Origin of the sequence: Planococcus koreensis (genome assembly GCF_004761975.1) — a bacterium.
Taxonomy (GTDB): Bacteria; Bacillota; Bacilli; order Bacillales_A; family Planococcaceae; genus Planococcus; species Planococcus koreensis.
Genome location: NZ_RQII01000034.1, coordinates 1 through 26,403 on the forward strand (window position 1 = coordinate 1; position 26,403 = coordinate 26,403).

At 46.7% G+C, this 26,403-nt stretch carries 24 protein-coding genes; 10 read left to right on the forward strand and 14 right to left on the reverse strand.

The genetic code is table 11. The features are described 5' to 3' along the window. Positions 1-342: 342 nt before the first annotated feature. Positions 343-819 (reverse strand): divergent PAP2 family protein, encoded by a 477-nt coding sequence (locus EGV91_RS08375; protein ID WP_135502597.1) that lies wholly within the window; start codon positions 817-819, stop codon positions 343-345. 150 nt (positions 820-969) lie between these two features. On the opposite strand from EGV91_RS08375, the gene EGV91_RS08380 reads away from it, so the two are divergent. After that, positions 970-2,463, forward strand: a complete 1,494-nt coding sequence (locus EGV91_RS08380) for a leucyl aminopeptidase (RefSeq protein ID WP_135502599.1) — start codon at positions 970-972, stop codon at positions 2,461-2,463. Between the two features lie 52 nt (positions 2,464-2,515). On the opposite strand, the gene mnhG is transcribed toward EGV91_RS08380, so the two are convergent. The 8 genes from mnhG to EGV91_RS08425 form a co-directional block, all read right to left on the reverse strand. Continuing rightward, positions 2,516-2,854 carry a monovalent cation/H(+) antiporter subunit G gene (mnhG, locus tag EGV91_RS08385; RefSeq protein ID WP_221301037.1) on the reverse strand — a complete coding sequence of 113 codons (339 nt, stop codon included), beginning with the start codon at positions 2,852-2,854 and terminating at the stop codon, positions 2,516-2,518. Positions 2,855-2,858: 4 nt separating this feature from the next. Beyond that, entirely contained in the window at positions 2,859-3,140 is a 282-nt protein-coding gene (locus tag EGV91_RS08390) for a Na(+)/H(+) antiporter subunit F1 (protein WP_135502603.1), read from the reverse strand. Continuing rightward, positions 3,137-3,616: a Na+/H+ antiporter subunit E gene (locus EGV91_RS08395; RefSeq protein WP_135502606.1), complete on the reverse strand. Its 480-nt coding sequence runs from the start codon at positions 3,614-3,616 to the stop codon at positions 3,137-3,139. Before EGV91_RS08395 ends, EGV91_RS08390 begins: the two co-directional genes overlap by 4 nt. Positions 3,617-3,622: 6 nt before the next feature. Next, positions 3,623-5,104 (reverse strand): Na+/H+ antiporter subunit D, encoded by a 1,482-nt coding sequence (locus tag EGV91_RS08400; protein WP_135502608.1) that lies wholly within the window; start codon positions 5,102-5,104, stop codon positions 3,623-3,625. After that, positions 5,097-5,444 carry a Na(+)/H(+) antiporter subunit C gene (locus EGV91_RS08405; protein ID WP_135502610.1) on the reverse strand — a complete coding sequence of 116 codons (348 nt, stop codon included), beginning with the start codon at positions 5,442-5,444 and terminating at the stop codon, positions 5,097-5,099. Before EGV91_RS08405 ends, EGV91_RS08400 begins: the two co-directional genes overlap by 8 nt. After that, positions 5,444-5,866, reverse strand: a complete 423-nt coding sequence (locus tag EGV91_RS08410) for a Na(+)/H(+) antiporter subunit B (protein ID WP_135502612.1) — start codon at positions 5,864-5,866, stop codon at positions 5,444-5,446. The genes EGV91_RS08405 and EGV91_RS08410 overlap by 1 nt, the downstream gene beginning before the upstream one ends. Next, positions 5,853-8,267 carry a Na+/H+ antiporter subunit A gene (locus EGV91_RS08415; RefSeq protein WP_135502614.1) on the reverse strand — a complete coding sequence of 805 codons (2,415 nt, stop codon included), beginning with the start codon at positions 8,265-8,267 and terminating at the stop codon, positions 5,853-5,855. The genes EGV91_RS08410 and EGV91_RS08415 overlap by 14 nt, the downstream gene beginning before the upstream one ends. 788 nt (positions 8,268-9,055) lie before the next feature. Further along, positions 9,056-10,282, reverse strand: a complete 1,227-nt coding sequence (locus EGV91_RS08425; RefSeq protein WP_135502618.1) for an MFS transporter — start codon at positions 10,280-10,282, stop codon at positions 9,056-9,058. Between the two features lie 127 nt (positions 10,283-10,409). Here EGV91_RS08425 and EGV91_RS08430 point away from each other — a divergent pair, with 127 nt between their 5' ends. Then, complete coding sequence (locus EGV91_RS08430) at positions 10,410-11,126, forward strand: peptidylprolyl isomerase (RefSeq protein WP_135502621.1); 717 nt, start codon at positions 10,410-10,412, stop codon at positions 11,124-11,126. Between the two features lie 139 nt (positions 11,127-11,265). Beyond that, on the forward strand, positions 11,266-11,511 hold the full coding sequence (locus tag EGV91_RS08435; RefSeq protein ID WP_338325030.1) for a DUF1871 family protein: 246 nt from the start codon (positions 11,266-11,268) through the stop codon (positions 11,509-11,511). Positions 11,512-11,552: 41 nt separating this feature from the next. Here EGV91_RS08435 and EGV91_RS08440 read toward each other — a convergent pair whose 3' ends face one another. Further along, positions 11,553-11,768, reverse strand: coding sequence for a helix-turn-helix domain-containing protein (locus tag EGV91_RS08440; RefSeq protein ID WP_135502624.1), 216 nt, complete (start codon positions 11,766-11,768; stop codon positions 11,553-11,555). A gap of 105 nt (positions 11,769-11,873) precedes the next feature. Next, the gene (locus EGV91_RS08445) at positions 11,874-13,208 is read right to left on the reverse strand and encodes a sodium-dependent transporter (protein WP_135502626.1); all 1,335 of its coding nucleotides are present in this window, start codon (positions 13,206-13,208) and stop codon (positions 11,874-11,876) included. 151 nt (positions 13,209-13,359) lie between these two features. Between EGV91_RS08445 and EGV91_RS08450 the strand changes: the two genes are divergently transcribed. Both EGV91_RS08450 and yugI read left to right on the forward strand, forming a co-directional pair. After that, on the forward strand, positions 13,360-15,957 hold the full coding sequence (locus EGV91_RS08450; protein WP_135502628.1) for a hypothetical protein: 2,598 nt from the start codon (positions 13,360-13,362) through the stop codon (positions 15,955-15,957). A gap of 88 nt (positions 15,958-16,045) precedes the next feature. Beyond that, positions 16,046-16,417, forward strand: coding sequence for a S1 domain-containing post-transcriptional regulator GSP13 (gene yugI, locus EGV91_RS08455; RefSeq protein ID WP_135502630.1), 372 nt, complete (start codon positions 16,046-16,048; stop codon positions 16,415-16,417). Positions 16,418-16,581: 164 nt separating this feature from the next. On the opposite strand, the gene EGV91_RS08460 is transcribed toward yugI, so the two are convergent. Then, positions 16,582-17,895, reverse strand: coding sequence for an AAA-type ATPase lid domain-containing protein (locus EGV91_RS08460; RefSeq protein WP_135502632.1), 1,314 nt, complete (start codon positions 17,893-17,895; stop codon positions 16,582-16,584). A gap of 138 nt (positions 17,896-18,033) precedes the next feature. Between EGV91_RS08460 and pruA the strand changes: the two genes are divergently transcribed. The 4 genes from pruA (at position 18,034) to EGV91_RS08480 (ending at position 23,432) form a co-directional block, all read left to right on the forward strand. Continuing rightward, entirely contained in the window at positions 18,034-19,578 is a 1,545-nt protein-coding gene (gene pruA, locus EGV91_RS08465; protein ID WP_135502634.1) for an L-glutamate gamma-semialdehyde dehydrogenase, read from the forward strand. A gap of 75 nt (positions 19,579-19,653) precedes the next feature. Beyond that, the gene (locus EGV91_RS08470; protein WP_135502636.1) at positions 19,654-20,847 is read left to right on the forward strand and encodes an ornithine--oxo-acid transaminase; all 1,194 of its coding nucleotides are present in this window, start codon (positions 19,654-19,656) and stop codon (positions 20,845-20,847) included. A gap of 82 nt (positions 20,848-20,929) precedes the next feature. Next, on the forward strand, positions 20,930-22,174 hold the full coding sequence (locus EGV91_RS08475; protein WP_135502638.1) for a Glu/Leu/Phe/Val family dehydrogenase: 1,245 nt from the start codon (positions 20,930-20,932) through the stop codon (positions 22,172-22,174). Positions 22,175-22,268: 94 nt separating this feature from the next. Continuing rightward, on the forward strand, positions 22,269-23,432 hold the full coding sequence (locus EGV91_RS08480; RefSeq protein ID WP_135502640.1) for an iron-containing alcohol dehydrogenase: 1,164 nt from the start codon (positions 22,269-22,271) through the stop codon (positions 23,430-23,432). A 53-nt stretch (positions 23,433-23,485) separates the two neighbouring features. Here EGV91_RS08480 and EGV91_RS08485 read toward each other — a convergent pair whose 3' ends face one another. Together EGV91_RS08485 and EGV91_RS08490 are read right to left on the reverse strand one after the other, a co-directional pair. Then, positions 23,486-24,481 carry a cation diffusion facilitator family transporter gene (locus tag EGV91_RS08485; RefSeq protein WP_135502642.1) on the reverse strand — a complete coding sequence of 332 codons (996 nt, stop codon included), beginning with the start codon at positions 24,479-24,481 and terminating at the stop codon, positions 23,486-23,488. A 12-nt stretch (positions 24,482-24,493) separates the two neighbouring features. After that, a complete protein-coding gene (locus EGV91_RS08490) occupies positions 24,494-25,225 on the reverse strand; it encodes an MgtC/SapB family protein (RefSeq protein WP_135502644.1) in 732 nt (243 codons plus the stop codon). A gap of 114 nt (positions 25,226-25,339) precedes the next feature. On the opposite strand from EGV91_RS08490, the gene EGV91_RS08495 reads away from it, so the two are divergent. After that, a complete protein-coding gene (locus EGV91_RS08495) occupies positions 25,340-26,242 on the forward strand; it encodes a DMT family transporter (RefSeq protein ID WP_135502646.1) in 903 nt (300 codons plus the stop codon). Positions 26,243-26,403 lie beyond the last annotated feature (161 nt).

Consider the following 26,403-nt stretch of genomic DNA (forward strand, 5'->3'; position numbering starts at 1 on the left):
GAATGGGTCTTGTTCCATAAATACGAATAAAACGTAAATTCCCTTAGATTGTATGAAGTAGGTTGTATCCCTGTGGAGACAATAAACAAGACTTTGTGCGTTGTGGAAAAATGCCTTTAGAACGTTCTGTGATTGTCGATTTCAATTTTATTCCAGTTGATCTTTGGCTTTGTGTTGTCAAAAATCGACATAGACAGCGCTTGACTTAATTCACATTAAACGCTGGAGCGAACACAGTGAGTGAAGCGGCTGAGGTAGTGCCCGCGGAAAGCGTCCACCTGAAGCGAAATGAAAAGAGAATGAGACCTAAAAAGCGCCGACCCACTGGGGGACGCGCTTTTATTACTGAACCAACCCATGAATCGCAAATGCGATCGCGATTCCGGTCAGTGCGCCCATGAATACTTCGCTTGGCTTGTGGCCGAGAAGTGTCTTGAGCTCTTTGATTTTTTCCTCTTCGGCTTTCTGGGACCAGCTTCTCGTTTCATTCATGAACATATGCAGGTCTTGCCGCAGCTTATTGATGGTCAACGCGTGCTGGCCGGCTTGGAAGCGGACGCCTGTCGCGTCGTACATCGTAATCACGGCAAACATCGTCGCAATCGCAAAGATGGTCGAATCCGCGCCATGCTGGATGCCGACGGACGTGGTGAGGGAAGTGACGGCTGCAGAATGTGAGCTCGGCATGCCCCCTGTGGAAGTGAAGAGGCCCCAATTGAGTTCCCGCGTCACTGCGTAGTGAATGGGAATTTTTACGAATTGGGCAAAAAGGATAGCGAATAAAGCAATCATCAACGGAAGATTTGAGAAAAATTCCATCCAGTACACAACCTTTCCTGATTCATTTATGCTTTCAGTATATCATAATTGCTTTTTTCTTCTTGTGGAAAATATTTCGCTTTACGAACTACTAGCTTTGCAGAATTAATGCTACACTTGAATGGAAAACAACATAAAGGGGGATTTTAAATGGAGTTTAAAATAGTCAATGATGCTGCAGCGTGTGAAGCGGATATTTTAGTGGTGGGCTTGACCCGCCATCCGGAAAATACGAAAAACTGGCAGGATTTTTCTGAACGGTTCAACGGCAAGCTGGAAGACTGGATCAAACAGGGGCTTTCTTTCGATTTGAATTCCATCGTTGCGTATCCAACATTATCTGGTTCGATTCAACGGGTTTTATTCGTTGGATTGGATGACCGCAAGAAATTGACTGAAGACATTGTTCGTACAGCATTTGCACTTGCTGGAAAAGAATTGGCGAAAAAGAAAATCCGCCATGCGGCTGTGTATTTGGACTCGTTCCAAAACGATGCGGTGAATGCTGAGAACGCCGCTTATTTGGCTGCAGAGGGCATTACGATGGGGACTTACAGCTTTGATGATTATAAAACATCATCAAACGAAGCGGACGTGGAAATGGAAACGCTGTCGTTCTTGACGGACGGCAATGAAGACGAAGTGTCAGCTTCTGCTTTTATTGGACACGTTTTTGGCCAATCGGTCAATGAAGCGCGGACATTGGTCAATATGCCTGGCAATTTGCTGACGGCGACAATGCTCGCGGATTATGCACAAGAGCTTGGAGATACATATGGCTTTGAAACAGAAATCCTGGGCAAAGCGGAGATGGAAGAGCTGGGCATGGGCGCTATCCTTGCTGTCAACCAAGGTTCTGTCGAAGAGCCTCGGCTGATTGTCTTAAAGTACAAAGCGACAGACGGCTTTGAAGATCCGCTTGCGCTTGTCGGCAAGGGCATCACGTTCGATACGGGCGGTTACTCGTTGAAGCCGAAAGATGGCATTGTGGGCATGAAAGGCGATATGGGCGGTGCAGCAGCAGTACTTGGTGCGATGAAGATCATCGGTGAGCTGCAGCCGGAAAAAAACGTGGTCGCAGTGATCGCTTCGACCGATAACATGGTGTCAGGGAATGCGTTCAAACCGGATGATGTTATTACGTCACTCAGCGGCAAGACGATTGAAATCCTTAACACAGATGCGGAAGGGCGCTTGGTGCTGGCGGATTCAGTGACATATGCGAAGCAGCTTGGCGCAACAAAAATCGTCGACGTGGCAACGTTGACCGGCGGTGTGATCGTGGCACTCGGCAACGATAAAACAGGAGCGCTTGCCAATGATGATGCGTTCTTCGATTTGTTCATGGGTGCTGCGAAAGAGACAGGGGAATTTGTCTGGCGCTTGCCGTTGACAGAGAGCGATAAAAAACGAATCCGTAAAAGTGATGTAGCCGATTTGAACAACTCGCCTGGCCGCGATGGCCACATGATTTTCGGAGGAGGCTTTGTCGGGGAATTCACGGAAGGGACGCCGTGGATCCATTTGGATATCGCCGGCACCTCACACGCTGCTTCCCAGCATGACCTTGGGCCGCAGGGCGGAACAGGTGCAATGGTCCGGACACTCGCAATGCTTGTAGAGAAAATGGCTGAACAGCAATAAACAGAAAAAGAGTTGGCAAGCGATTTTTCGCTTGCCAACTCTTTTTTCTTACTTATTTAGGGTCTTCTGTTTTTTTCCGCAATATTTTCATATCATCGCGCACGGTTTCTTTCGCCAGTTCCGTACCGGACATATAAGCAGCACGGCCGATTAAATGGCCGGAGACCGGAGACGTGATGAAAAGGAAAGCGATGGCGATGATCAATTGAGGATTGAAATGGTCTTCAATCAACAGGAAATGCAGGAAAGTTCCTGTCAGTATGCCTAAAACGCCGAGTGTTGCACTCTTAGAGGCCGCGTGGGTCCGAGTGTATACATCAGGGAGTCTGATAAGCCCCAAGGCTGTCACGACGCTGAAAATGACGCCTACACTGATGGAAATGATGATCAATGAATTAACGATTAGGTTTTCGATCGAAAATCACACCTCTCTCAATGAACTTCGCAAATGCCACTGTCCCGATAAAAGCCAGGATGCTCAGCAGCAGGATGATCGCCAGGAAAAACTTAGTTTCCAGGATAAGCGACAATAGCGCGATGATGGAGACAAGCGCAACGCCTAACGCGTCGAGTGCAACAATGCGGTCAGCGATGCTAGGCCCTTTGATTAGCCGGTATAGCAAGCCGACAAAGGCAAAGCTGATAATGAGCAAGGCAACCCAGTAGAATGTCATCATGAGCGGCTCACCTCCAAGATTGCCCGTTCAAATGTATTTTTGATTGAAGACACCGCATCCTCGATATCTTCAAAGTCGATGGCGTGGATGTATAATTTTTTTTGATCATCTGAAATGCCGAGAACGAGCGTACCCGGCGTCAATGTAATCAATGCAGCGAGCAAAGTGATTTCCCAGTCCTGTTTCAATTCAGTTTCCAGCTCAAAAATAGCAGGCTTGATATTCAAACGCGGTTGGATAACCAGCTTGAACACGGCAAAACTCGATAGCACCAATTCTTTCAGGAACAGGAAGAACAGGGAAATGACTGCCCAAATTCGGTAGAGGTACAGCCTGCTCGAGAAAAACCTACGCATCATGACCACAAGCAGAAGGCCAACCAAATAACCGATGGCGAAACCGGAGGGAGTAAAATTGTCCGTGATGAACATCCAGACGCCGGCCAGGAAGAAATTCAATAATATTTGCAGGGACATGGTCTTCTACTCCTTTAATACCGCATCTATATAGATGGATGGATTTAATAGAACTTCTCCTGCACCTTGGATCAGGGGCATGAACATTTCAGCGCCGACACCTAGTACGATAGTGATGATGACCAGGACGACAGACGGTATGAGCATTCTGCGGTAAGTTGTTTTCTCTAAAGGCATCGTTTCTCTTGGTTCGCCCCAGAATGCATAGATGAAGATTCGCATCGCACTTAACAAAACCAGCAGGCTGGTCGCTAAAATGATGATGCTGCCCCAGAAATGAGGGCCTTCAAAGCCGCCTTGGACAATCAATAATTTGCCAGGGAATCCGCTTAACGGGGGAATGCCTGCCAAACCGAATGCGGCAATCAAGTAAACCCATCCAAGGAACGGGTAGGTTTTCATCAACCCGCCCATTTCGCGGAGGTTGGTCGTGCCGAAAATGACAGCGACGATGCCGACAAGAAAGAACAATGCAGCTTTGATGAGCATGTCATGGACCAAATAGAAAATCGATCCGTTGATGCCTGCTTCATTCAATTGCGAGACGCCGAACAAAATGACGCCGACTGCGATGATGATGTTGTAAATGATGATTTTCTTTACATCGAAATATGCGAGTGCCCCTATACAGCCGGCGAGTATCGTCAAAATCGAGACGATGGCCAGCAGTTCATGTGTAAACCCGGTATTCATGGTAAAAAACAAGGTATATGTACGCATGATCGCATAGACGCCGACTTTCGTCAGCAAGGCACCGAATAAAGCCAAGATCGGCGTAGGCGGAGCATAATAAGAACCTGGCAGCCAGAAATAAAGCGGAAAAATGGATGCTTTAAATCCGAAAACCACCAAGAACATAACGGCGATCAAGGTTAGAATGCCGGTGGATTCGATTTGCGGGATTTTCACCGCTAAGTCCGCCATGTTCAGCGTACCGGTCACCGAATACAGATAGGCGACTGCCGAAACAAACAATGCGGAAGAAATGATGTTTACGAGCAAATACTTGATGCTTTCCCGTAATTGCGGCTTTTCGCCGCCGTGGACAATCAGCATATAGGAAGACATTAACAGCACTTCAACGAAAACGAATAAGTTGAAAATATCCCCGGTCGTGAACGCGCCGTTGACGCCGACCAGCAAGAACATAATCCCCGAATAGTAGAATGACCGTTCACGCGCCTCACCGATTGTCGGGATGCTGTATAAAATAACGAAAAACGTGATTAAGCTGGCACTCAGCACAAGCAGCACGGAAAGCAGATCGGACACCATGGAAATGCCGAATGGCGCAGGCCAGCTGCCTAAGGTAATCGCTTGGACACCGTCATTTTGGACTTTCACCAATAATGTGATGGCGGCGATCAACGTTGCAGCCGCACCCGCTATTGCGGTGGACCGCTGCAAGGAAACATTTTTCGGGAAGAACATCAAAACGATTGCAAACAATAAAGGGATGAGGATCGGAAAAAGAAGCAAATTACTCATAATCTTCAGTTCCTCTCATCAAGTTCATATTGTCTGTGCCCAGTTCCTGGTAGGCGCGGTAAGCAAGAACCAGGAAGAATGATGTCACCGCAAACGAAATGACAATTGCCGTCAAAATCAAGGCTTGTGGCAGGGGATCAGCGTAATCTGCTACGCTGACGCCGTCTGCCACGACCGGAGGAGCCATTCCGCCGAGTCCGCCCATCGTCAACAGCAGCAAATGGGCGCCGTGGCTCAAGAGCCCGGTGCCGATGATGATGCGGATCAAACTTTTAGAAAGCATTAAGTAAACAGCTGCCATGAACAGAAAGCCGATGACAACCGACATGATAATTTCCATTATTCATCCTCTCCAATCGTTTGAATAATGGTCATCGTAACTCCGACAACAACCAAATAAACTCCTAAATCGAACAACGCAGCAGAATGCAGCGATGTTTTGCCGAATAACGGCAGATCGAAATAATCATAAGCGTGTGTGAAAAAGGGAACATCGAAAACGATGGACGCGCCAGCTGTGCCAAGTGCAATCAGCAAGCCGACCGCGACCATGGCAACGTAATTGAGCGGAAGAATCTTTTTCACAGTGTCCAGGTCGAATGCCAGCATCAACAAGACGATGGCGCTCGCTGTCAACAGGCCGCCGACAAAACCGCCGCCCGGTGTATAATGCCCGGTGAAGAAAATATGGACCGCAAACAGCAGGATGATGAAAATGACCACCTTGGTCGCGGTCTGCAGCATAACATCATTTGTTTTCATGGTGGCCCTCCTTTTTGCTCAATCGGAGCTTGATCATGGTGATGATCCCGATTCCAGCAATGCCAAGAACGGCGATTTCAAACAAGGTATCAAAGCCGCGGTAATCAACGAGAATGACGTTGACGATATTGCCGCCGCCGGCTTCTGAATAAACCGTTTCTTTGTAATACTCGGAAATGGACGGCAGAAGCTTTTGGGAGTGGGCGGACAATGCCACCAAAGTCATGGTGACGCCTACCCCTAATGCGATGGCCGCATTTCCGACTTTAAAACTGATGCGTTCTTCTTTTTTGCTGTTGATTGGCAAATGGTAAAACGCCAACAGGAACAGTGCAACGGAAATGGTTTCGATGACCAATTGCGTCAGCGCCAAATCCGGTGCCCGGAATATGACGAAGAACAATGCAACGGAATAGCCGACCGCCCCTAAAGCGACAATAGCTGTCAACCTGGATTTCGCTGCAATTGTCGTGATCGTTGCAGCGACCAAAGCGATGGCGATGAAGATTTCATACGTGCCGACCGGCGCCAGGTTGGTGGTATCGAAAACAAAGGCATCCACCAAATACAGTGTCGTCAGCATGATCAAGATGAAGAATCCGAACATATAAGCCAAATACGAGCGGATAAAGCCCGTCATGTACAGAGCGGAAAAGCGCTTGGCGCCGCTGTCGCTCAAATACATCATGAAATCATACAGGCTGTTGAGCGAATACGTTTCCGGCAGTTTGTCGTAAACCGGCTGCCATTTGCGCAGCAGCCAGAACAGCAGGCCGCCGACAGCGAAAATGCCGAGCGTCATAAACAATTCCGTGTTGAAGCCGTGCCATGCGGAAACATGGACATCGACTTGCTCCGGCGAAGTGTAAAGGAATGGCTGGATAGCCAGCACCGCCGGCTTGACGATCCAGTCACCGACCACATTCGGGATGAAGAAAATCGCGATAACAAGCATTGCCAAAATAGCTGGCGGGATGAGCATGCCGATAGGCGCTTCATGCGCCTGTTTCGGCAGCTCCTCCGGCTTGTGCTTCCCGGTGAACGTGTGGAGCACGAAATACAAGCTATAGATAAACGTGAAGACACTGCCGACCCAGGCGATGACAGGGAACAAGAAGCCCCAGACATCCATCGAGAACGGTTCGAACTCGGTGATGGCGAGCATCGCAGTCAGGAAGGTTTCCTTGCTCAGGAAACCGCCGAACAACGGAATGCCGGCCATCGACAGCGAACCGATCATGGCAATAGTGAAGGAAATCGGCATCAGGCTCATCAAGCCGCCCAGTTTGCGAATGTCGCGCGTCCCTGTTTCGTGGTCGACGATTCCAGCGACCATGAACAGACTGCCTTTAAATACGGCATGGTTGACCAAGTGAAAGATCGCAGCGAACGCAGCGTATTTAAAGACGGTGTTTGCCGCATCTTCTACATGGAAGCCCATAGCGGAAGCACCGAGCAGGCTCATGATCAAGCCCAATTGCGAAACGGTAGAGAACGCCAGGATCCCTTTCAGGTCTTTTTGTTTAAGTGCAAAGACAGATGCCCAAATCATGGTGAACAATCCGACGCCTGTAACGAGCCATACCCAAAGTCCGGAAGCCGCGAAAATCGGCGTAAAACGCGCCACCAGATAAAGGCCGGCTTTTACCATCGTCGCCGAATGCAAGTAGGCGCTTACAGGAGTAGGCGCTTCCATGGCATCTGGAAGCCAGATGTAGAATGGGAATTGGGCAGATTTTGTAAAGGCGCCAAGCAAGATGAGCACGAGCGCCCAGATAAAGAACTCATGCTGCACCAGATCCGGTGCTTGCGCAATAAGTTCGCGAATTGAGTAAGTATTGCCCATGATACTGAGCAGCACAAAGCCCCCGAGCATCATCAAGCCGCCGAAGACGGTGATCATCATTGACTTTAAAGCCCCGAAGCGTGAACGGTCGCGTGTATACCAATAACCGATCAGCAGGAATGAGGAAATGGAGGTGAGTTCCCAGAAAAGGTACAACGTAATCATATGGTCGGATTGGACGACTCCGAGCATAGCGGTCATGAAAATCAATAAGTAAACGTAGAAATTATGTAATTGCTCGCGGTTCTTATCCAAGTAAAAGGTTGAATACAAAACAACCAGCGAACCGATCCCCGTTATCAATAGAGAGAACAGTAGGCTCAATCCATCCAGGTATGCGATGAATGCAATGTCCAAGGAAGGGATCCATTGAAATTCTGAAGTGAAAGTTCCGCCTTCCATCGTTTGCGGTAGGTAAGAAGCGTAATAGATGAATAAAATCACGGGAACAATCAAGACAAACCAGCCGGTATGGATGCGGCTAAGTTTTTTGAACAGCAGCGGAATCAGCAGGGCTGCGAGTATCGGCAAAAAGATTAAAAACACGAGTGACAAATGAATCCTCCTTTCAAGCGGTTACATGATGGGTTTCTAGAGAAATTATAACGTACATCCAATAAATTTGCACCGTTCGGCTTTTGCTGTACGGCTGATGCCGCAAGGATTTCCCGCTTAATGAAATAGGAAGAAACTCAAATAAAAAAGTTGGAAAACGCTGTCGAATTTAGTCGAAATACACCTTCCCAAAGACCGAGTAACAAGAGAATCCGGTTTTATTCTGGAATAAAAAAAGCAGATTTCCCATTGGAAATCTGCTCATGTAGTAGACAAGTAAATATTTTTGTTATTTAAAGAATAAAAGTCGTTTCATCTTAGGTATACTGGATTCTGCGCTCCATGCGGACGCTTTCCGCGGACGAAGCGCTGAGCCTCCTCGTCGCAAGCTCCTGCGAGGTCTCACCACTCCGTTCTTCCGCAGGAAAGATCGTGTCCGAAAGAAGTTCGGACATGATCTTTGCGACGAAGCTAGCGCAGCGATGCAGGAGCACATATTTGCCTTTCGCCGCATTGCGCTCCGAATCCTTGAGAGATTGCTTACGAAAAGTGAATTCGTTGGTTACTCTCTTCAATTAGAGCTAAATGCTGACAACCGGTCTGGCCACGAAGACTCCTGTGGGACAGCGAAAGCTGAAGACCCCGCAGGCACGTCAGTGCCGAGGAGGCTGAAGCTGAGCCCACGGAAAGCGAAGTGGCCAGACCGGTGGGGGTATATAAAGTTATTCATTTTGATTAGACTTTGTCTACAGTCTAAGCAGATTTCCCATTGGAAATCTGCTGCTTTGTCATGAAGATTTCAATTCCTGTTCAAGAAGAACGTCTTCAAAATCCTGTTCCGGTTTGGCGGTCGTGTATTTCAAGAATATAAATGAAATCAAGAACAATGAGCCGGTAACGATAAAGACGGCAGGGATTCCGATAAATCCGCTGACGATGCCCCCGAACATCGGGCCGATGATATTCCCTAAAAAGCGGAAGCTGGTATTGTAGCCCATGACTTCCCCTTGGATCTCGATAGGCGCTTCGCGTCTCATCAATGCGGTTGTTGTCGGAATCATGCCGCCCACGGCAATCCCGAACAATAGCCGAAGAATCATCAATTGCCAAAGCTCCGTGACAAAAGCTTGGGGAATGATGAAGACGAATGCGAGGATCAATAAGAATGTCAGGACTTTTTCGTAGCCGATCTGGTCGCCGAGGCGGCCCCAGCGCCGTGCGAACAAGAGATTGCCGACGCCGGTCGCACTGAATGTGATGCCGGCAAGCAAGGCGACTTGTGTGCTGTCGGTCAAATGAGCGACATAAAGCGACAGCAGCGGCTGAATGCTGAAGTTTCCAATCTGGATCAACGCGGTGATGATCATGACGTTGAACAGCAAGCGATGGTGGAAGATGCCCTGGATGATGGTTTTGCGCGCATAAACATGGGCGTCTTTATGCTTCACGCGTTTCACTTCTTTGATGCCGACGACGATAAGCGCAGCTAGCGCAATGACACCCGAGGTAATAAGGAATGTATACGTAAAGCCGAATGTATCGGCCATCAATCCGCCGATCACCGGTCCGAATAAAGTCCCAGATACGCTGCCCATCTGCAGCGTGCCAAGCGTTTTGCCAGCCGTTTCCTTCGACGTCTGTGAGCTGACAAAGGCAAGAGATGTCGGGATAAAGCCCGTCACAACGCCCATGAACAAACGGATGAAGAATAATTCATGGACTGATTCGGCCGTTCCCATTAAGAAAATACTGGTGGCAATCCCAAAACAGTTGATAATGAGGATTGGCTTATAGCCATACTTGTCAGCAATCCGTCCCCAAATCGGTGACATGAAAAGTGCGGCGACAAATGTGACGCCGAATACGAGGCCTGCCCAGCGCTGGACATATTCCTCGGAAAAATTCCCGAGCGATTCGATGTACAGCGAAAGAAAAGGCATGATCATGGTAGTGCTTCCGGCTACCAGGAAATTGGAGATGATAATGATGAGGAAGTTCTTTTTTTGTCTTTCCATCCGGAGTCCCTTCTTTCTGATCCGTGAACCTGTTTCTATTATATAGTATTTCGTCACACGAAAAAAGTGCTGAGAATTACATGCCAATTCGAAATATTGTATGATAAAATGTGATGGGGTGAATGAGATGAAAATGAAATTAACAGCAGCAATCCTGCTGGCTGGCTTCTTGGCCGCATGCGGTACAGAAGAGCAGCAAGCACAGCCAGAAAAGGCAGAACCTGAAACAGCCGAAGAAAACCAAGCGGCAGCACCGGCAAGCGCCGCTGTCTATCCGCAATTAAGCAATGAAGTCGCAGACAACGAAGAGCTGGTCGCAATGGAAACGTCGATGGGAACGATCAAGATCAAATTATTCCCGGATTACGCGCCAAAAGCGGTTGAAAACTTCCTGACCCTTGCAGAAGATGGCTATTATGACGGCTTATTGTTCCACCGCGTCATTGAAGACTTCATGCTGCAAAGCGGTGACCCGACAGGCACTGGCGGAGGCGGAGAAAGCATTTATGGCGAATCGTTCGAAGACGAATTCAGCGACAACTTATTGAACCTTCGAGGTGCATTGTCGATGGCAAACGCTGGTCCCGGAACGAACGGCAGCCAGTTTTTCATCGTACAGGCAAAAGAAGCTCCGGCGGACAGCGTTTCTTCAGACCGTCCGGATGCAGTGAAGCAAGCATATGCTGAATTGGGCGGAACGCCATGGCTTGACGGCAAACACACCGTTTTCGGCCAAGTCATCGAAGGGATGGACGTTGTTGATGCAATCGCGGCAGTTGACAAACAACAGGACCGCCCGGTAGAAGACGTTACCATCGATTCAATTGAAGTGCTATCCAAATAATTTTGCTTTGATTTAAAGCAGCCTATTCATGGCAAAGGGAAGAGTTCAGGACAAAGGCTCTTCTCTTTTTTTGCTTATGTGCTATTATGGCTGTTAATACTATGGAAATGTAAGGTGAAATCAAATGGGAATGAGTGAAATGAACAGAAGAGCTGCGAGAGTCTTGGAAGAATGGGATCCTTACTCAATCGGCGGAGATTTGTATGGCTCGGAAATTATGGAAGTTATAGCTCAATTGCATGTGCTCGATGATCCGTCCGATTTAGCGAAGCAAATCCAAAGCATCTACCAATTCACGTTCGAGAAATGGATTCCTCTCGAACATTGCGTCGCCATTTCCTATAAACTGCTGGCATTGAAATACGAAGCAAAGTGCATTATTTAAATAAAAAAAGCTTTCAGCCCCAATGGGCCGAAAGCTTTTTTTTATTGAGCTGCTTCTGCACCGTCCAGCAAATTGGATGCCGGCACTTCAAGTGCATTTGAGAGTTTCAAGATAGTTTGTGTAGAAGGCACTTCTTCGCCGGATTCATAGGCTTGGAGCCTAGCGACGCCGATTCTGGCTTTCAAAGCTAATTCGTCTAGCGACAAATTGCGTTCTTCACGAAGGAACTTTAATTGTGTGTGCAAATCTTTCTTCATATATATACACTCCTCTGCAAAATGTTTCATGTAATTAAATGAAGTATACCATAAACTGTCTATTTCGACAGACGAAATTATGGCAGTTTCGAAACAAATAACAGCTTAGAAAATGGAAATGATTCCTTGGATAAAGACGACGATAATCGCTACTGGAGCTACATAGCGCACCAATGCGCGCCATACTTGGAACCAGACTGTCTGGCCAGGCAACTCCGTTTCAGCTTCATGTTTTTTCAATACATAGCCGGCAAAGAGGGCAGTGAATAATGCACCGATCGGCAAGCCGATCCGGCTAGTCAAAATGTCCATGAAATCGAAGAATGTATAGCCGAACATGAACGGCTCCGACATGATGCCGAATGACAATGCGCTCGGGATGCCGAACAGGAAAATCACCAAGCCGTACAACCACGCAACACGGACGCGACGGTCGAATTTATTTTTCACGATAATGGATACACCGATTTCAAGCATCGAGATGGATGAAGTCAACGTGGCGAAAAGCATGAGCACGAAGAAGATGATCATCAGCAAACCGCCCATGAATAATTGGTCGAAAATGGCCGGGAGGATGATGAAGACCAAACCAGGCCCTTGATCCGGAGTATAGCCAAGTGCAAATACTGCCGGGAAAATGATCAATCCGGCCATGATGGAAATCAGGATGTTCAATCCGGCAACGCTGACAGCGGAACGGGAGAGATTCTCGGATTTCGACAAATACGATGCATAAGTCATCATACCTGCAACACCGACGCTCAAGGAGAAGAATGCCTGTCCCAGCGCGATCAATGCGGTTTTAAAATTAAAGAACGACCAATCAGGCACGAACATGAATTTCACGCCTTCCATGGCGCCGTCCAATGTCAATGAACGGACCATCAAGATGACCAGGAAAATCAACAGTCCAGGCATCATGATCTTGCTGGCGCGTTCAATGCCTCCCTTGATGCCGCCTTGCACGATCCAAATCGTCAGCAGCATAAATGCAGCTTGCGCAAGGATGACTTCCAGCGGGTTGCCGATGATGCCGCCGAATAATTCAGCGAAATCAGCGTCACCCAGATTCGACAACTGGAACAATAAGGAGCGGCCGAGATAAGAAAGGATCCAGCCCCCGACAACACTGTAGAAAGATAAGATGACAAAAGAGAAAATAAGTCCAGACCAACCGATTAAAAACCATGGTTTTCCAGGTGCCTGTTTTTTCAAGCCGCTGACAGCATCTGCCTGTCCGCGTCTGCCGATGACGAATTCAGCAAGCAAAATCGGCAAGCCGATTGCTAAGGTGCTGATGATAAAGAGCAAGATAAAGACACTGCCGCCATTTGCACCGGTTTCATAAGGGAATTTCCAGATTGCCCCTAAACCGATGGCGCTTCCCGCTGCCGCGAGGATAAAGCCGAGCTTCGATGTCCATTGTTCACGTTTCTGCATGTTCTCACTCCTAAACTATTTGGATTTTTTAATTCTACACGACCCACCTATAAAAAAATAGAGACAATTCAAAGCAAGGGTACATTATCGTGTATAATAAACAAATAAAGGAAGATGATTGAATATTTACGCAAAAGAGGTGAATTTCAAAATGGATGCCAATCAACGGACGAATCGTATCCCAAACGGGCGAGACCAGACGACATCGGAATGGACACCGCAACTACACGGGCAAGTCATGCGTTTCGGCTTTCAAAATGGCGTGCCGGCAGACAAACTAAATGCATTCCAGCAGGCTGTATACAAAGATTTTTCTTCAGCAGCAATGGATGATGAAAAAGAGCTGGACATTTTATTGTATAAAACGGCAATTTTAAAGTTGCCTCGATTTACCGGAAGCGAAGAAGCAGCGGAAGACATGTTCCGCTTTCCTGAAGACCTCGAAACGCATAAAGCCATCTTGGGTTTGGATGCGCCTGAGCGTATCGCGTTGACGCTGCATTATTTACAGGGCAAGCAGCTTCAGGAAATCAGCGGTATCGTAGAACGTTCCGAACTGCAGGTGCTGGAAAGCTTACAGGCCGGTTTGCGGCAATTACAAGAAAACTTGGGCATAGCGGATGTTGCGGCCGTTGAAAAACGTATGGAATTTGCCGGAAAATCCTATGGCCGCATCGAGTTCAGCATGGCGGAAAGTGAAGGAGAAGCAGAAATTCCGCACATTCCTGAAAACACGCCAATGCCGGCGCCAGTGGCGAAGCGCACTAAAGTTCTGCTGGCTACAGCCGGACTGTTTTTGGCAGGCGTCATTGGCGCATCTTATATAATGGATAACGCTAGAGCGGATTTGCCGCTGACAGCAGCGGAAGCGGAAAATGAGAATCAGCTTACAGTTGAAATGCTCGAGGGCTGGAAACAGCAGTACAACAAAATCCGGCAATCGTCTCCGGAGCGGCTGGGCATTGATGAGGGTGTATATAATCAGCTGGAATACGTCAAAAAAGCGGATCAGCAAATGGAACGGGTATTGAGCAATGAACATGCTGAACAGATGAAAAATGATAAAAAGAAAATGCAGCGGCAAGTGGATGAGTTAATGCTGCAGATCGAAACGCCGAAAGAGATGGTGTTGCTTTTTAGCGACGCGTTTTTATCGAGCGCTGAAACGCAGAAAGTTCTTGTTAATTATGCGCTGAAAACAAAAGAATTGATGCTGCTGTCGGAAGAGGTTTTGGCAACGAATCATGAGGAACTCGCGGAAGTGGAGGTCAACGGGGAATTGTCGGCCGAAAAATTGCTTGCGGGACGCAGCGACTTCACGCAAGAGGTCCAGAACTTGGTCGATTCCCTTAGCGAACGCAGCCTGACGGTCATCAAGCATCCATCAGAAGACCGTTTCATCACACGCCGGAACACGGAAGCACTGCATTCAAGCAATTTGCTGAATAGCGATTACGAAGCGAGCAATTATATCGGCCTGTTGATGAATGATCCGTACTTTGACGAAAAGGGCCTCTTGCAACCCATCAGCCAGATGCCATACATCCTGACATCAATTGAACGGCCATTGCTTGAATCTGTGGACTCTTCACCGCTGTACCAGGATTTTGCAGCTGTTTTTCAGCATGCCTTTTTTCTGACGCTGAAAGGCGGAGAAGGCCAGACGGTTTTTGACCGCCAAGGGATTGTAAAAGGGGAATACCAGGAAGCATGGAAGCAAATGGCTGAGCAATCCGGCAATCCGCTGATTTACGTCATGCTGCCTATTATAGATGAAATGGAAGCAAGTGGCTGGACGGGCTCAAAAAGTTACGATGAACTAGAGTATGACAGCATTATGGAAGCACTGGAGATGGAGAAAGCAGGCAAGCTTGCAGCGAAACTGCCGAATGGTGACGTTGCAATCGAACCCCAGCTCATTCAATTGGAACGGCACGATTTTGCAGCGACCGAAAAGCTATATAAGGACTTTTCAGCGCAGCACGACTTGGCCATGCTGAAAAATGTGCAGCCGCTTGATGTTTTGCTGCTGTTCGACCACGCGAATAGCCTTGGCGACGCTGAGACAATGTGGCATCTATTGTCCGGGGAAGCGAAACCGCCGCTCCCTGAGTACAAGCGGATCTGGCGTCAGCAGCCTGGTTTAAAAGAATACATCAAATGGATAGAAGTGAACGAAGAGCAAATCACGCGCATAGGGCCGAGGCTGCATTTGTACCTGTCCATCAGCCCGAAAGACGAAACCGTTTACCCGCAGTTCACCCCTAGCCTTGTTATGCAGGGCGATGCAACATGGTTTATGCAGTATCACCTTTACGAAAATTATGACTTGAGCGGAAAAGAATCAGGCTATAAGAAAAATGTGAATGCCTTGTACAATGAATTCAAAGAAAGCTTAGACGAAAAAGTGCTGGATAAAGCGTCGCCGGGGGAAATCGCCGGACTGCTTTTGAAGGCTTTTGAAGAGGAGAACACAGCCATGCTTCTCTTGCTTTTCGAAGAGCCGGAGGCGTTGGAAGAGTCCTATGTTCTGACACAACTTTCTGGAAGAAGCGTACCGCATTTTTCTGACGCGCTGAGCGCAGCCTTTTATAGCGACTCCTTTTATTATGGAAACGGTGACGGCAGCATAGAACACGGCAGCTTCCAATTCGAAGGCCCGAACGACGGTGCTGACGTGGAATTCAACCAATTAACCATGGTCAAAACCCCGTCAGGCTGGCGTTTTGGCGACTTGAATATGTATTGATTTTACTCTGCTGCCTATTCTGTGCTATAATTTACAGATGCCAATAAGGTGTACAGGATAATTAGATAAGACTAGGAGCGGGTATAAAATGACAAATTTCCAAACAGGCGACACAGTAACAGGTAAAGTAACAGGAATTCAGCCATACGGTGCATTCGTAGCATTGGACGATCAAACTCAAGGATTGGTCCACATCTCAGAAATCACACACGGCTACGTAAAAGAAGTTAGCGAATACTTGGCAGTTGGCCAAGAAGTTAACGTTAAAGTTTTGGAAGTTGACGATAAATCTAAAAAAATCAGCTTGTCAATCCGTGCACTACAAGAGCAGCCGCCAGCAGCTCAGCGCACTGAAAAACCAAAACAATCTCTTCAGTCACACGTAAACGAAAATGATTCTGAAGGATTCAACTCGTTGAAAGACAAAATGCAAGAGTGGATCAAGCGTTCAGGGCAGTAAGAAAAGCGGAAGCGGCCGTATAGATCCGTAGGGCATAAGACGGGCAGCCGAAGCGGCATTTTTTCAGCCGCACAGGATGACTGGCTTATGACCCGAGGATCTGGCCGCTGGAGCTAGACAGTAAGGAAAGCGCTTAGGCGCAACAAAAAAACGAAGCACAGACATCATGTCTGCGCTTCGTTTTTTTTGATTTTCCGCAATCGATACTGCAGGTTTTGCCGGCTCATGCCGAGTGCTGCTGCAGCTTTCGTAACATTGCCGCCATGGAGGTCCATCGCTTTTTTTAAATAATAGCTTTCCGCTTCTTGCAAATAATCATCGAGCGGCAGCATTTCCTTGCCGGAATGGACGATAAAGTCCTCAGGGTTCAAAGCATGTTTGTTCATCGTCTTCCATTTAAAATGCTGTGGCAGCAATTCCGCCGTAAGCGACTCTTCGGTGGTCAAAAGAGAGGTCGCTTCGTCGAGAAGCAACTCAAGTTCCTTTAAATTGCCCGGCCAATCATATTTCAAGAACATCTCTTCCGCTTCTTTTGTCAAACTGCGGACCACTGAACCGAATTTCATGCGGTGCCGGGACAAATAATCATAAACAAAAGGCATGACGTCTTCTTTTCGGTTGCGGAGCGGTTCGAGCTGGATGGTCATAGCTGAAAAGAAATAATAGAGTTCTTTCGACAATTTTTGCGAAGCGATCAGCTCCACTGGATCTTCACCAACGCTGGCGATAAAATAAGTGTTCTGATTGGAGAGCTCTTTCGCCATCTGCAGCAAATGGGATTGCAGAGGCAAAGGGAGGAGGTCGATGCGTTCGCAATAGACCGTCCTGTGCGGCGTATCTGCCAAATCTTCCTGGAGACGATCGATCAATTGACTGTCAGTGCCGTGGCAATACAAAGTGAACAGCTGGCCGCTGGACGAAGATGCTGAATGGATCGACTCAGCGATCAATTCTTTTCCTGTGCCCGATTCACCCACCAATAAAACAGGAAGCTTTAATGTCGCAGCTTTCTCGGCTGTTTGGATGACTTTTCTCATACTCTCCGAAATTGCAGTGATGCTTGAAAACGTAATCGGCTCTTCATACTTTTTAAGCGGCTGGTATACGACCTTTTCCAGTTTCGTAACATCCCGTGACAATTCAATTGCGCCGACTAGCACCTTTTCGTCAAAGACCGGATGGGTATCGTTGATGGTGGTGATTTCCTGGCCTTTGCGGTTCCAATACGTCTGTTTTACATTCAAAACGGCTTTTCCGGATTGCAGCACCTGCAGCAATGTGCTTTCGTGCTGATCAAAACGAAATAATTCCAACAGCGAACGATCCGCCAATTCTTCGTAATCGAAACCTTCAATTTCTCTCATTTTCTGGTTATAAAATATCGTCTTGCCTTTCAGATCAATCGCGTGGATGCCGACTGCCGCGTGTTCTGCAGCGAAATGGTAGAACGGCAACAAGTCTTTCTCAACGGTTTTCAAAAAATCACCTCAAAATATTTATAACTTTTTAATAGAAAAGACTTGATTAATGCAACAATCTTTTGCATTATTATATATGTAAAGAGAATATAAGTGCAAACTTTTTTTGCGCTTTTATTAAATCCAAGGAGGATTCACATGATTCCCTATAAACACGAACCATTCACAGATTTTTCAATTGAAAAGAACCGCACTGCTTACCTGGCCGGTTTAAAAACAGTTGAGGCGTATTTAGGCCAAGACTATCCATTGGTTATTGGTGGAGAACGCGTTACAACTGAAGACAAAATCGTTTCATTCAACCCTGCTGATAAAGAAGAAATCATCGGCCGTGTTTCGAAATCAAATAAAGAATTAGCTGAAAAAGCGATGCAAAGCGCTCTTGAAGCATTCAAAACGTGGAAAAAAGTTAAACCTGAAGTGCGCGCTGATGTATTGTTGAAAGCTGCAGCGATTGTTCGCCGCCGCAAGCATGAATTCTCTGCACTTCTTACAAAAGAAGCGGGCAAGCCATGGAACGAAGCGGATGCTGATACAGCTGAAGCAATCGACTTCTTGACTTACTACGCGCACCAAATGCTTAAGATGAAAGATGGCATGCCAGTCGAAAGCCGTCCAGGCGAAGACAACCGCTACGATTATATTCCTCTTGGAGTAGGCGTTGTCATTTCTCCATGGAACTTCGCTTTTGCAATCATGGCAGGAACGACTGTTGCTGCAATGGTTACAGGGAACACAGTTCTATTGAAACCAGCTTCAACAACTCCGGTTGTCGCTTATAAATTCATCGAAGTTCTTGAAGAAGCGGGCATGCCTGCAGGCGTCGTCAACTTTATCCCAGGACCGGGTTCTGAAGTTGGAGACTACTTGGTCGATCACCCGAAAACTCGTTTCATCTCATTCACTGGTTCAAAAGAAGTCGGCCTAAGAATCGCTGACCGTTCTGCAAAAGTGAACGAAGGGCAAGTTTGGATGAAGCGCCTGATTGCTGAAATGGGCGGGAAAAACACGATGGTTATCGATAAAGAAGCAGACCTGGAGCTTGCTGCACAATCGATCGTCAAATCTGCATTCGGTTTCAGCGGACAGAAATGTTCTGCAGGATCTCGTGCCGTTGTCGTAGAAGACGTGTACGACGTAGTTCTTGAACGCGTCATCGAATTGACGAACGAATTGACAATCGGCAACCCGACTGACCAGTCGAATTACATGGGCCCGGTTATCGATTCAAACTCTTTCAAAAAAATCATGAGCTATATTGAAATCGGCAAAGAAGAAGGCCGCGTAGTTGCGGGTGGAACTGGCGACGATTCTAAAGGGTTCTTCGTGAACCCGACTGTCATTGCGGATCTTGCACCAACTGACCGTGTTATGCAGGAAGAGATTTTCGGACCGGTTGTCGGCTTCACAAAAGCGAAAGACTTTAAAGAAGCAATCGACATTGCCAACAACACAGAATACGGTTTGACGGGCGGAGTCATTACGAACAACCGCGAACATCTTGAATATGCACGCGAAGAATTCCATGTCGGCAATTTGTATTTCAACCGTGGATGCACAGGCGCAATCGTTGGATACCAGTCATTCGGTGGGTTCAACATGTCTGGAACAGACTCAAAAGCGGGCGGACCGGATTACTTGGGTCTTCACATGCAAGCAAAAACAACTTCTGAAATGTATTAAGAAGCATTAAGTGGTATAATTATTCATTAAAAGGCGGACTAATTAGTCTGCCTTTTTTAAAAAGGAGGAATTTCAATGACAAAGACGCAAGAGATTATCGAACAAACAGAAAAATTCGGTGCACCAAACTACCATCCACTGCCAATCGTCATCACAGAAGCAGAAGGAGTTTGGGTCAAGGATCCTGAAGGCAATAAATTCATGGATATGCTTTCAGCCTATTCCGCTGTCAACCAAGGCCACCGCCATCCGAAAATCATCCAGGCCTTAAAAGACCAGGCTGACCGAGTGACATTGACTTCACGCGCATTCCATAACGATATGCTGGCTCCTTGGTACGAATTGATCTGTAAAATTTCCGGCAAGGAAATGGCTTTGCCGATGAATACTGGTGCAGAAGCTGTCGAAACTGCATTTAAAGCAGCTCGCCGTTGGGCCTATGACGTAAAAGGCGTTGAAAAAGATCAAGCTGATATCATTGCATGCGAAGGCAACTTCCACGGCCGTACGATGACTGCTGTTTCTTTATCGTCAGATCCGGATTACAGAAGAGGATTCGGACCGATGCTTCCAGGCATTAAAATCATTCCTTACAGCGATTTGGAAGCATTGAAAAATGCGATTACACCAAATACTGCTGCCTTCCTGATCGAACCGATCCAAGGGGAAGCAGGCATTGTTATGCCAGAAGAAGGATTCTTGAAAGCTGCAAGAGAATTATGCCGCGAAAACAACATTTTATTCATTGCTGACGAAATTCAGTGTGGGCTTGCGCGTACTGGTAAAATGTTCGCTTGTGAATGGGAAGATGTTGAGCCGGATATGTACATATTGGGCAAAGCGCTTGGAGGCGGAGTGTTCCCGATTTCTTGTGTCGTTGCAGACCATGAAATCTTGAATGTCTTTAACCCAGGATCACACGGTTCGACTTTCGGCGGAAACCCACTTGCTTGCGCAGTATCAATCGCTTCTCTTGAAGTGCTGCAAAATGAAAAATTAGCTGAACGTTCGCAAGAACTAGGCGAATACTTTATTGGCAAATTGCGTGAAATCCAACATCCTTCTATTAAAGAAGTGCGCGGCCGTGGATTGTTCATCGGCATGGAATTGACTGAAGCAGCGCGTCCTTATTGCGAAAAACTGAAAGAACTTGGTTTATTATGCAAAGAAACGCATGATACTGTCATCCGTTTTGCACCACCATTGATCATTTCAAAAGAAGAACTTGACTGGGCAATCGAACGCATCCAAAAAGTATTTTCAAATTAATGACTTTCTAGCACGCAACAAGCTGGATATGTTACACTAGTTTCGAGTAATTACTATAAATATAAAGAGGCGAATTAAAACAATGGCTGAAAACTTGAACTTGTTGACGTCAACTCAGAACGTTATTCGAACTGCGTTGGATAAACTCGGATACGAAGAATCGATGTATGAACTTTTAAAAGAACCTATGCGTATTATGGAAGTGCGTATTCCAGTCCGCATGGACGATGGAAAAACAAAAGTATTTACAGGATTCCGTGCACAGCACAACGATGCAGTCGGACCTACTAAAGGCGGAGTGCGTTTTCATCCTGACGTAAACCGGGAAGAAGTAATGGCGCTTTCTATGTGGATGACATTGAAATGTGGAATCGTCGATCTTCCTTATGGCGGAGGAAAAGGCGGCATCATCTGTGACCCAAGAGAAATGTCCATGCATGAAATCGAGAAACTGAGCCGCGGCTATGTCCGTGCAATCAGCCAAATCGTTGGGCCGAACAAAGACATTCCGGCTCCGGACGTTTTCACTAACTCGCAGATCATGGCGTGGATGTTCGATGAATACAGCAAAATTGATGAATTCAATTCACCTGGATTCATTACGGGGAAACCGATTGTCCTTGGTGGTTCACAAGGCCGGGATAAAGCGACTGCTCAAGGTGTAACCATTGTTATTAATGAAGCTGCTAAAAAACGCGGCCTTGAAATTAAAGGCGCACGGGTAGTAATTCAAGGGTTCGGCAACGCCGGCAGTTTCTTGGCGAAGTTCCTTCATGATCAAGGCGCGAAAGTTGTCGGAATTTCTGACGCTTACGGGGCATTGCATGATCCAGACGGCTTGGATGTTGAGTACTTGCTGGACCGCCGCGATAGCTTCGGTACCGTGACAACGTTATTCGATAACACGATTTCAAACAAAGAGTTGTTTGAATTGGATTGCGATATCCTTGTCCCAGCAGCGATTGCCAACCAGATTACAGCTGAAAATGCACATGATATCAAAGCTTCAATCGTCGTGGAAGCGGCGAACGGGCCGACAACTTCGGAAGCGACGAAAATTCTGACTGAACGTGGAATTCTTCTTGTGCCGGATGTATTGGCTAGTTCAGGCGGCGTCACAGTGTCTTACTTTGAATGGGTTCAAAATAACCAAGGTTATTACTGGACGCAGGAAGAAGTAGATGAAAAGCTGACGAAAAAGCTTGTTGATGCTTTTGATAATGTTTACAATGTCGCTACTACACGCAATATTGATATGCGCTTGGCCGCTTATATGGTCGGAGCTCGCAGAACTGCGGAAGCAGCACGCTTCCGTGGGTGGGTTTAAGGCGAAAAAAGATCGTTCGGGTTCTTCCCGAGCGGTTTTTTTGCGTTTTAATAGGGAAATCTACATAATAGAAAAAGAATAGGAGGATGATTAGATGAATGCATTTTCATTTTACAACCCGGTTAAATTAATTTTTGGTAAAGGGCAATTAGAAGCGGTTAAGAAAGAATTGCCTAAATATGGCAAAAAAGTATTGGTGGTATATGGCGGAGGCAGCATCAAAAAGAACGGCCTCTACGATGAAGTAATGGCTACCTTAGCTGAAGCGGACCTTGAAGTTTTTGAATTAGGCGGAGTAGAGCCGAATCCACGGATCTCAACTGCACGCAAAGGCATTGAAATCTGTAAAAATGAAGGCATTGATATGCTTTTGGCAGTAGGCGGCGGTTCTGTTATTGACTGTACGAAACTGATTGCATGCGGCGCACCATATGATGGCGATGCTTGGGATTTCGTATCACGCAAAGCACAGCCGAAAGAGGCATTGCCATTCGGCACAGTGCTGACTTTGGCGGCAACAGGTTCAGAGATGAACTCTGGATCGGTCATCACAAATGAAGAAACACAAGAGAAATATGGCTGGGGAAGCCCGTTGTCGTTCCCGAAATTCTCGATTCTTGATCCGACTTATACAATGTCGGTGCCAAAAGACCATACGGTATATGGCATTGTCGATATGATGTCCCATATTTTCGAGCAATATTTCAACAATGCTACAAACACACCTGTACAAGACCGGATGTGCGAAGGAGTATTGAAAGCAGTAATTGAAACGGCTCCGAAATTATTAGATGATCTCCAAAGCTACGAGCACCGCGAAACGATTTTATTCGCAGGGACGATGGGGTTGAACAACATCCTTCAAATGGGTTACAACGGAGACTGGGCTACACACAATATCGAACATGCCGTATCAGCAGTTTACGATATTCCGCATGCTGGAGGCTTAGCTATTCTATTCCCTCAGTGGATGCGCCACAACATCAAAGTAAATCCAGCACGCTTTGCGCAAATGGCTGAACGTGTCTTCGATGTTGAACGAGAAGGCAAGACGGACGAAGAGGCGGCGTTGGAAGGAATCGAGCGCATGAGCGCATTCTGGACATCTCTTGGAGCGCCCACACGTTTGGCGGATTATGAAATTGATGGTTCGAAGATTGACTTGATGGCTGAAAAAGCCATGGTCTACGGAGAGTTCGGCAATTTCAATAAATTGCAAAGCGACGACGTAAAAGAAATCTTAACAGCTTCACTTTAAAAAAAGATTATAAAAAGATTGGGCGCACAATGCGCCCAATCTTTTTTTATTTATTATTCGGTTGGCGTTGCGGATAACGAATCAGGGCGCTTGCTGACATGCGTCCAATGCGTTTCGCCATCGTCCGCGTCAAGCGACACAATGACATCGTCAACGCTCGGCTGGTTCAAAAGGATATCGGCTAAACGGTCTTGCAAAGCATCTGCCTCGGCTACGGTTAGCGATGGATCGATTTCTACGAGTGTTTCCACATGAAGGAATTCACCTTCTTTGATAACTTCAAGCTTCTTGATATCTCTAACTGCGGGTTGATCAGTCAGGATGTGGGCGATATGGTTTACCATCTGCTCATCAGTTTCCCCGATAGCGCCACGGGCATTGTCCATGAATACTTTGGTGACTACATAGAACATCATCAAACCGATAGCGATAGAAGCTGCACCTTCGATTGCAAGGAAGCCTGTGTAATGGGCGATCAAAATGGCGACTAACGCCAGGACGCCGCCTGAAGTTGCAACTAAATCTTCAAGAAACACGAGTTTAGTTGCAGGTTTGGCACGATTCAAATGGGCGAAACTTGTCGTTAAGGGAGCAAGTGCTCCGCCTTTGACGCCTGCTTCATGCAAAACTTCCTTGCCTGCTTTATAAAGGACGAAAGTTTCCAAGAGGATGGCTATTGTCAAGACGATAACGCTGATGATAAATCCTTCCGCTTCCATTGGATGAGTCATTTGGTGCCAGCCTTCGAGAATCGTTTCATATGCCATGATGCCGACGATTAATACGGCACCTAGAAGTACAATGTTAAGCAATCGGCCGAAACCATTTGGAAATCGTTTCGTCGGCGCTTTCTTCGATAATGCCGAACCGATAAAAACAAAATATTGATTTGCTGCATCGCCGATCGAGTGCATCATTTCGGCGAACATTGCCACGTTTCCTGTAAAGAAGAAGGCGACACCTTTCATAATTGAGATAAAAGTATTGATAACTGCAGCGAATAAGGACGGCTTGTTCCCGCCTTTTAATAATGTAAAAAATTCTCCCATTCTCGTTCCTCCTTAATTGATAAGCTCAATATCCACTTCCTCGACTTTGTCGATAGCCATGATTTCCTGATAAAGGCTTATTGTTTCTTTGGTGTGGTAATACGATACCCGCATCGCCATTTGATGAAGTACATTTCCGCTATCGCCTTCATGATGGAAAATTGAAAGAGATTCAATGCTTACCCCATTTGATTCTATCGCTTCTGCGATGATAGGGAAAGACTCTGTATCGGATACGATGATTTTAATGCTGGCCTCCGCCATACGCAAACGCTTTGGACCGAATTTGAAAAGGGCAGGGGGCAGTACTTCGATACCGAAAAGAATAATGGCTACTGTGAAAAATGCTTCGATATAAAAACCTGCGGCTACTGCAATGCCAATTCCTCCAGCTCCCCAAATCATTGCTGCGGTGGTCAATCCGGAAATCGAATCATTGCCGCGCTTGAGGATGACGCCGGCTCCAAGAAAACCGATGCCGGATACAATTTGTGCGGCAAGGCGGAGTGGATCCATTGTGATATTGACGCCTTCATGCGGACTGCCTTCTGCAAGGTAGGCCGTTTCAATCGAAATGATTGTCAGCAAACAGCTGAATGTAGCAATCACGACGCTCGTCTTCAACCCGACAGGCTTCCTTTTTAATTCCCTCTCGAGCCCGATAACTAAACTTAGAACAGCAGCTATTACTAGCTTGAGGAAAGTTTCATAGGAGGAGATATGAAGTGCATCCAGAAAATCCATTTAAATTCCTCCTTCCTTATTACGGGATTGATAAAGAATGCTGGAACTGTCAAACTGGAAGAAGCTGATTTGAATTATGTATTTACAGCATAACAACCTTAAAGGAGCACCGCTATGGAAAAACCAGCAATTAATCCTTTCATCCCGATCATCATCGGTGTTTTTTCAGTTGCACTCTCAGCGATTTTCGTGAAAATGACTTCCGCTGACTCAGGGGTGACGGCTTTTTATCGAATGCTGTTCTCAATCCTTATCATGAGTCCGGTATTCTTAATGAAATATACCCCGGAAATCAAGAAGCTAAGCAAGAGGGATTGGGTTTTTACATCAATCGCTGGAATTTTTCTCGCATTTCATTTCATCTTATGGTTTGAATCGCTTAATTATACGTCAGTCGCCAGTTCCACTGTCTTGGTTACGCTTCAGCCGTTATTCGCTTTCGCCGGCACGTACTTCTTCTTTAAAGAGCGGTTGTCCATTAAGACAATCGTTTCTGGAGTGATTGCAGTCGGCGGCAGCGTATTGATCGGCTACGGCGATTTTAAAATCAGCGGGATGGCGCTCTACGGAGATATGCTGGCGTTGATTGCCTGCGCATTGATCACTGCTTATCTGCTTTTCGGCCAAGATGTCCGGAAAAGAATCTCGTTGGTCACGTATACGTTTGTCGTTTATAGCGTTAGCACGATAACATTATTCTTCTATATCATAGCTAAAGGCGAGTCATTCGGCCCTTACCCAGCTTCCGAGTGGATGTGGTTTTTGCTGCTGGCGATTATTCCGAACCTGCTCGGGCATACACTTTTCAATTGGTCATTGAAGTGGGTGAGTACGAATGTCATTTCAATTGCCATTTTGTTTGAGCCGGTAGGAGCGGCAATACTGGCCTATTTCATTCTAGGGGAACTTCTCAGTGCATCACAGATAATAGGTGGGAGCGTTGTGCTGGCAGGGATCATTTTGTTTGTTGCGGACTTCAAAAAAATTAAATCCAAGTTTTTTAAGGAAAAGGCTTGATTTAATTTGCTGTACGGTTTATATTAATACATGTCCTTAAGACGCCTGAAAAAATATTTTAAAATAGTATTGACTTCCAGGTGCGAACAGGATATATTAATAAAGTCGCCAATGAGCGCGGCATACAAACATGAACCTTGAAAACTGAACAGCAAAACGTC

What these genes read in the sequence shown, in the direction of transcription:
- EGV91_RS08485 (WP_135502642.1), bottom strand. Translation starts at nt 24,481, where the DNA reads ATGGGAGAATTTTTTACATTATTAAAAGGCGGGAACAAGCCGTCCTTA.
- pruA (WP_135502634.1), top strand. Translation starts at nt 18,034, where the DNA reads ATGATTCCCTATAAACACGAACCATTCACAGATTTTTCAATTGAAAAG.
- EGV91_RS08405 (WP_135502610.1), bottom strand. Translation starts at nt 5,444, where the DNA reads ATGGAAATTATCATGTCGGTTGTCATCGGCTTTCTGTTCATGGCAGCT.
- EGV91_RS08425 (WP_135502618.1), bottom strand. Translation starts at nt 10,282, where the DNA reads ATGGAAAGACAAAAAAAGAACTTCCTCATCATTATCATCTCCAATTTC.
- EGV91_RS08390 (WP_135502603.1), bottom strand. Translation starts at nt 3,140, where the DNA reads ATGATGACATTCTACTGGGTTGCCTTGCTCATTATCAGCTTTGCCTTT.
- EGV91_RS08480 (WP_135502640.1), top strand. Translation starts at nt 22,269, where the DNA reads ATGAATGCATTTTCATTTTACAACCCGGTTAAATTAATTTTTGGTAAA.
- EGV91_RS08445 (WP_135502626.1), bottom strand. Translation starts at nt 13,208, where the DNA reads ATGCAGAAACGTGAACAATGGACATCGAAGCTCGGCTTTATCCTCGCG.
- EGV91_RS08395 (WP_135502606.1), bottom strand. Translation starts at nt 3,616, where the DNA reads ATGTCCCTGCAAATATTATTGAATTTCTTCCTGGCCGGCGTCTGGATG.
- EGV91_RS08430 (WP_135502621.1), top strand. Translation starts at nt 10,410, where the DNA reads ATGAAAATGAAATTAACAGCAGCAATCCTGCTGGCTGGCTTCTTGGCC.
- EGV91_RS08450 (WP_135502628.1), top strand. Translation starts at nt 13,360, where the DNA reads ATGGATGCCAATCAACGGACGAATCGTATCCCAAACGGGCGAGACCAG.
- EGV91_RS08490 (WP_135502644.1), bottom strand. Translation starts at nt 25,225, where the DNA reads ATGGATTTTCTGGATGCACTTCATATCTCCTCCTATGAAACTTTCCTC.
- EGV91_RS08470 (WP_135502636.1), top strand. Translation starts at nt 19,654, where the DNA reads ATGACAAAGACGCAAGAGATTATCGAACAAACAGAAAAATTCGGTGCA.
- EGV91_RS08400 (WP_135502608.1), bottom strand. Translation starts at nt 5,104, where the DNA reads ATGAGTAATTTGCTTCTTTTTCCGATCCTCATCCCTTTATTGTTTGCA.
- EGV91_RS08375 (WP_135502597.1), bottom strand. Translation starts at nt 819, where the DNA reads ATGGAATTTTTCTCAAATCTTCCGTTGATGATTGCTTTATTCGCTATC.
- EGV91_RS08440 (WP_135502624.1), bottom strand. Translation starts at nt 11,768, where the DNA reads ATGAAGAAAGATTTGCACACACAATTAAAGTTCCTTCGTGAAGAACGC.
- EGV91_RS08435 (WP_338325030.1), top strand. Translation starts at nt 11,266, where the DNA reads ATGAACAGAAGAGCTGCGAGAGTCTTGGAAGAATGGGATCCTTACTCA.
- EGV91_RS08380 (WP_135502599.1), top strand. Translation starts at nt 970, where the DNA reads ATGGAGTTTAAAATAGTCAATGATGCTGCAGCGTGTGAAGCGGATATT.
- yugI (WP_135502630.1), top strand. Translation starts at nt 16,046, where the DNA reads ATGACAAATTTCCAAACAGGCGACACAGTAACAGGTAAAGTAACAGGA.
- EGV91_RS08475 (WP_135502638.1), top strand. Translation starts at nt 20,930, where the DNA reads ATGGCTGAAAACTTGAACTTGTTGACGTCAACTCAGAACGTTATTCGA.
- EGV91_RS08410 (WP_135502612.1), bottom strand. Translation starts at nt 5,866, where the DNA reads ATGAAAACAAATGATGTTATGCTGCAGACCGCGACCAAGGTGGTCATT.
- EGV91_RS08495 (WP_135502646.1), top strand. Translation starts at nt 25,340, where the DNA reads ATGGAAAAACCAGCAATTAATCCTTTCATCCCGATCATCATCGGTGTT.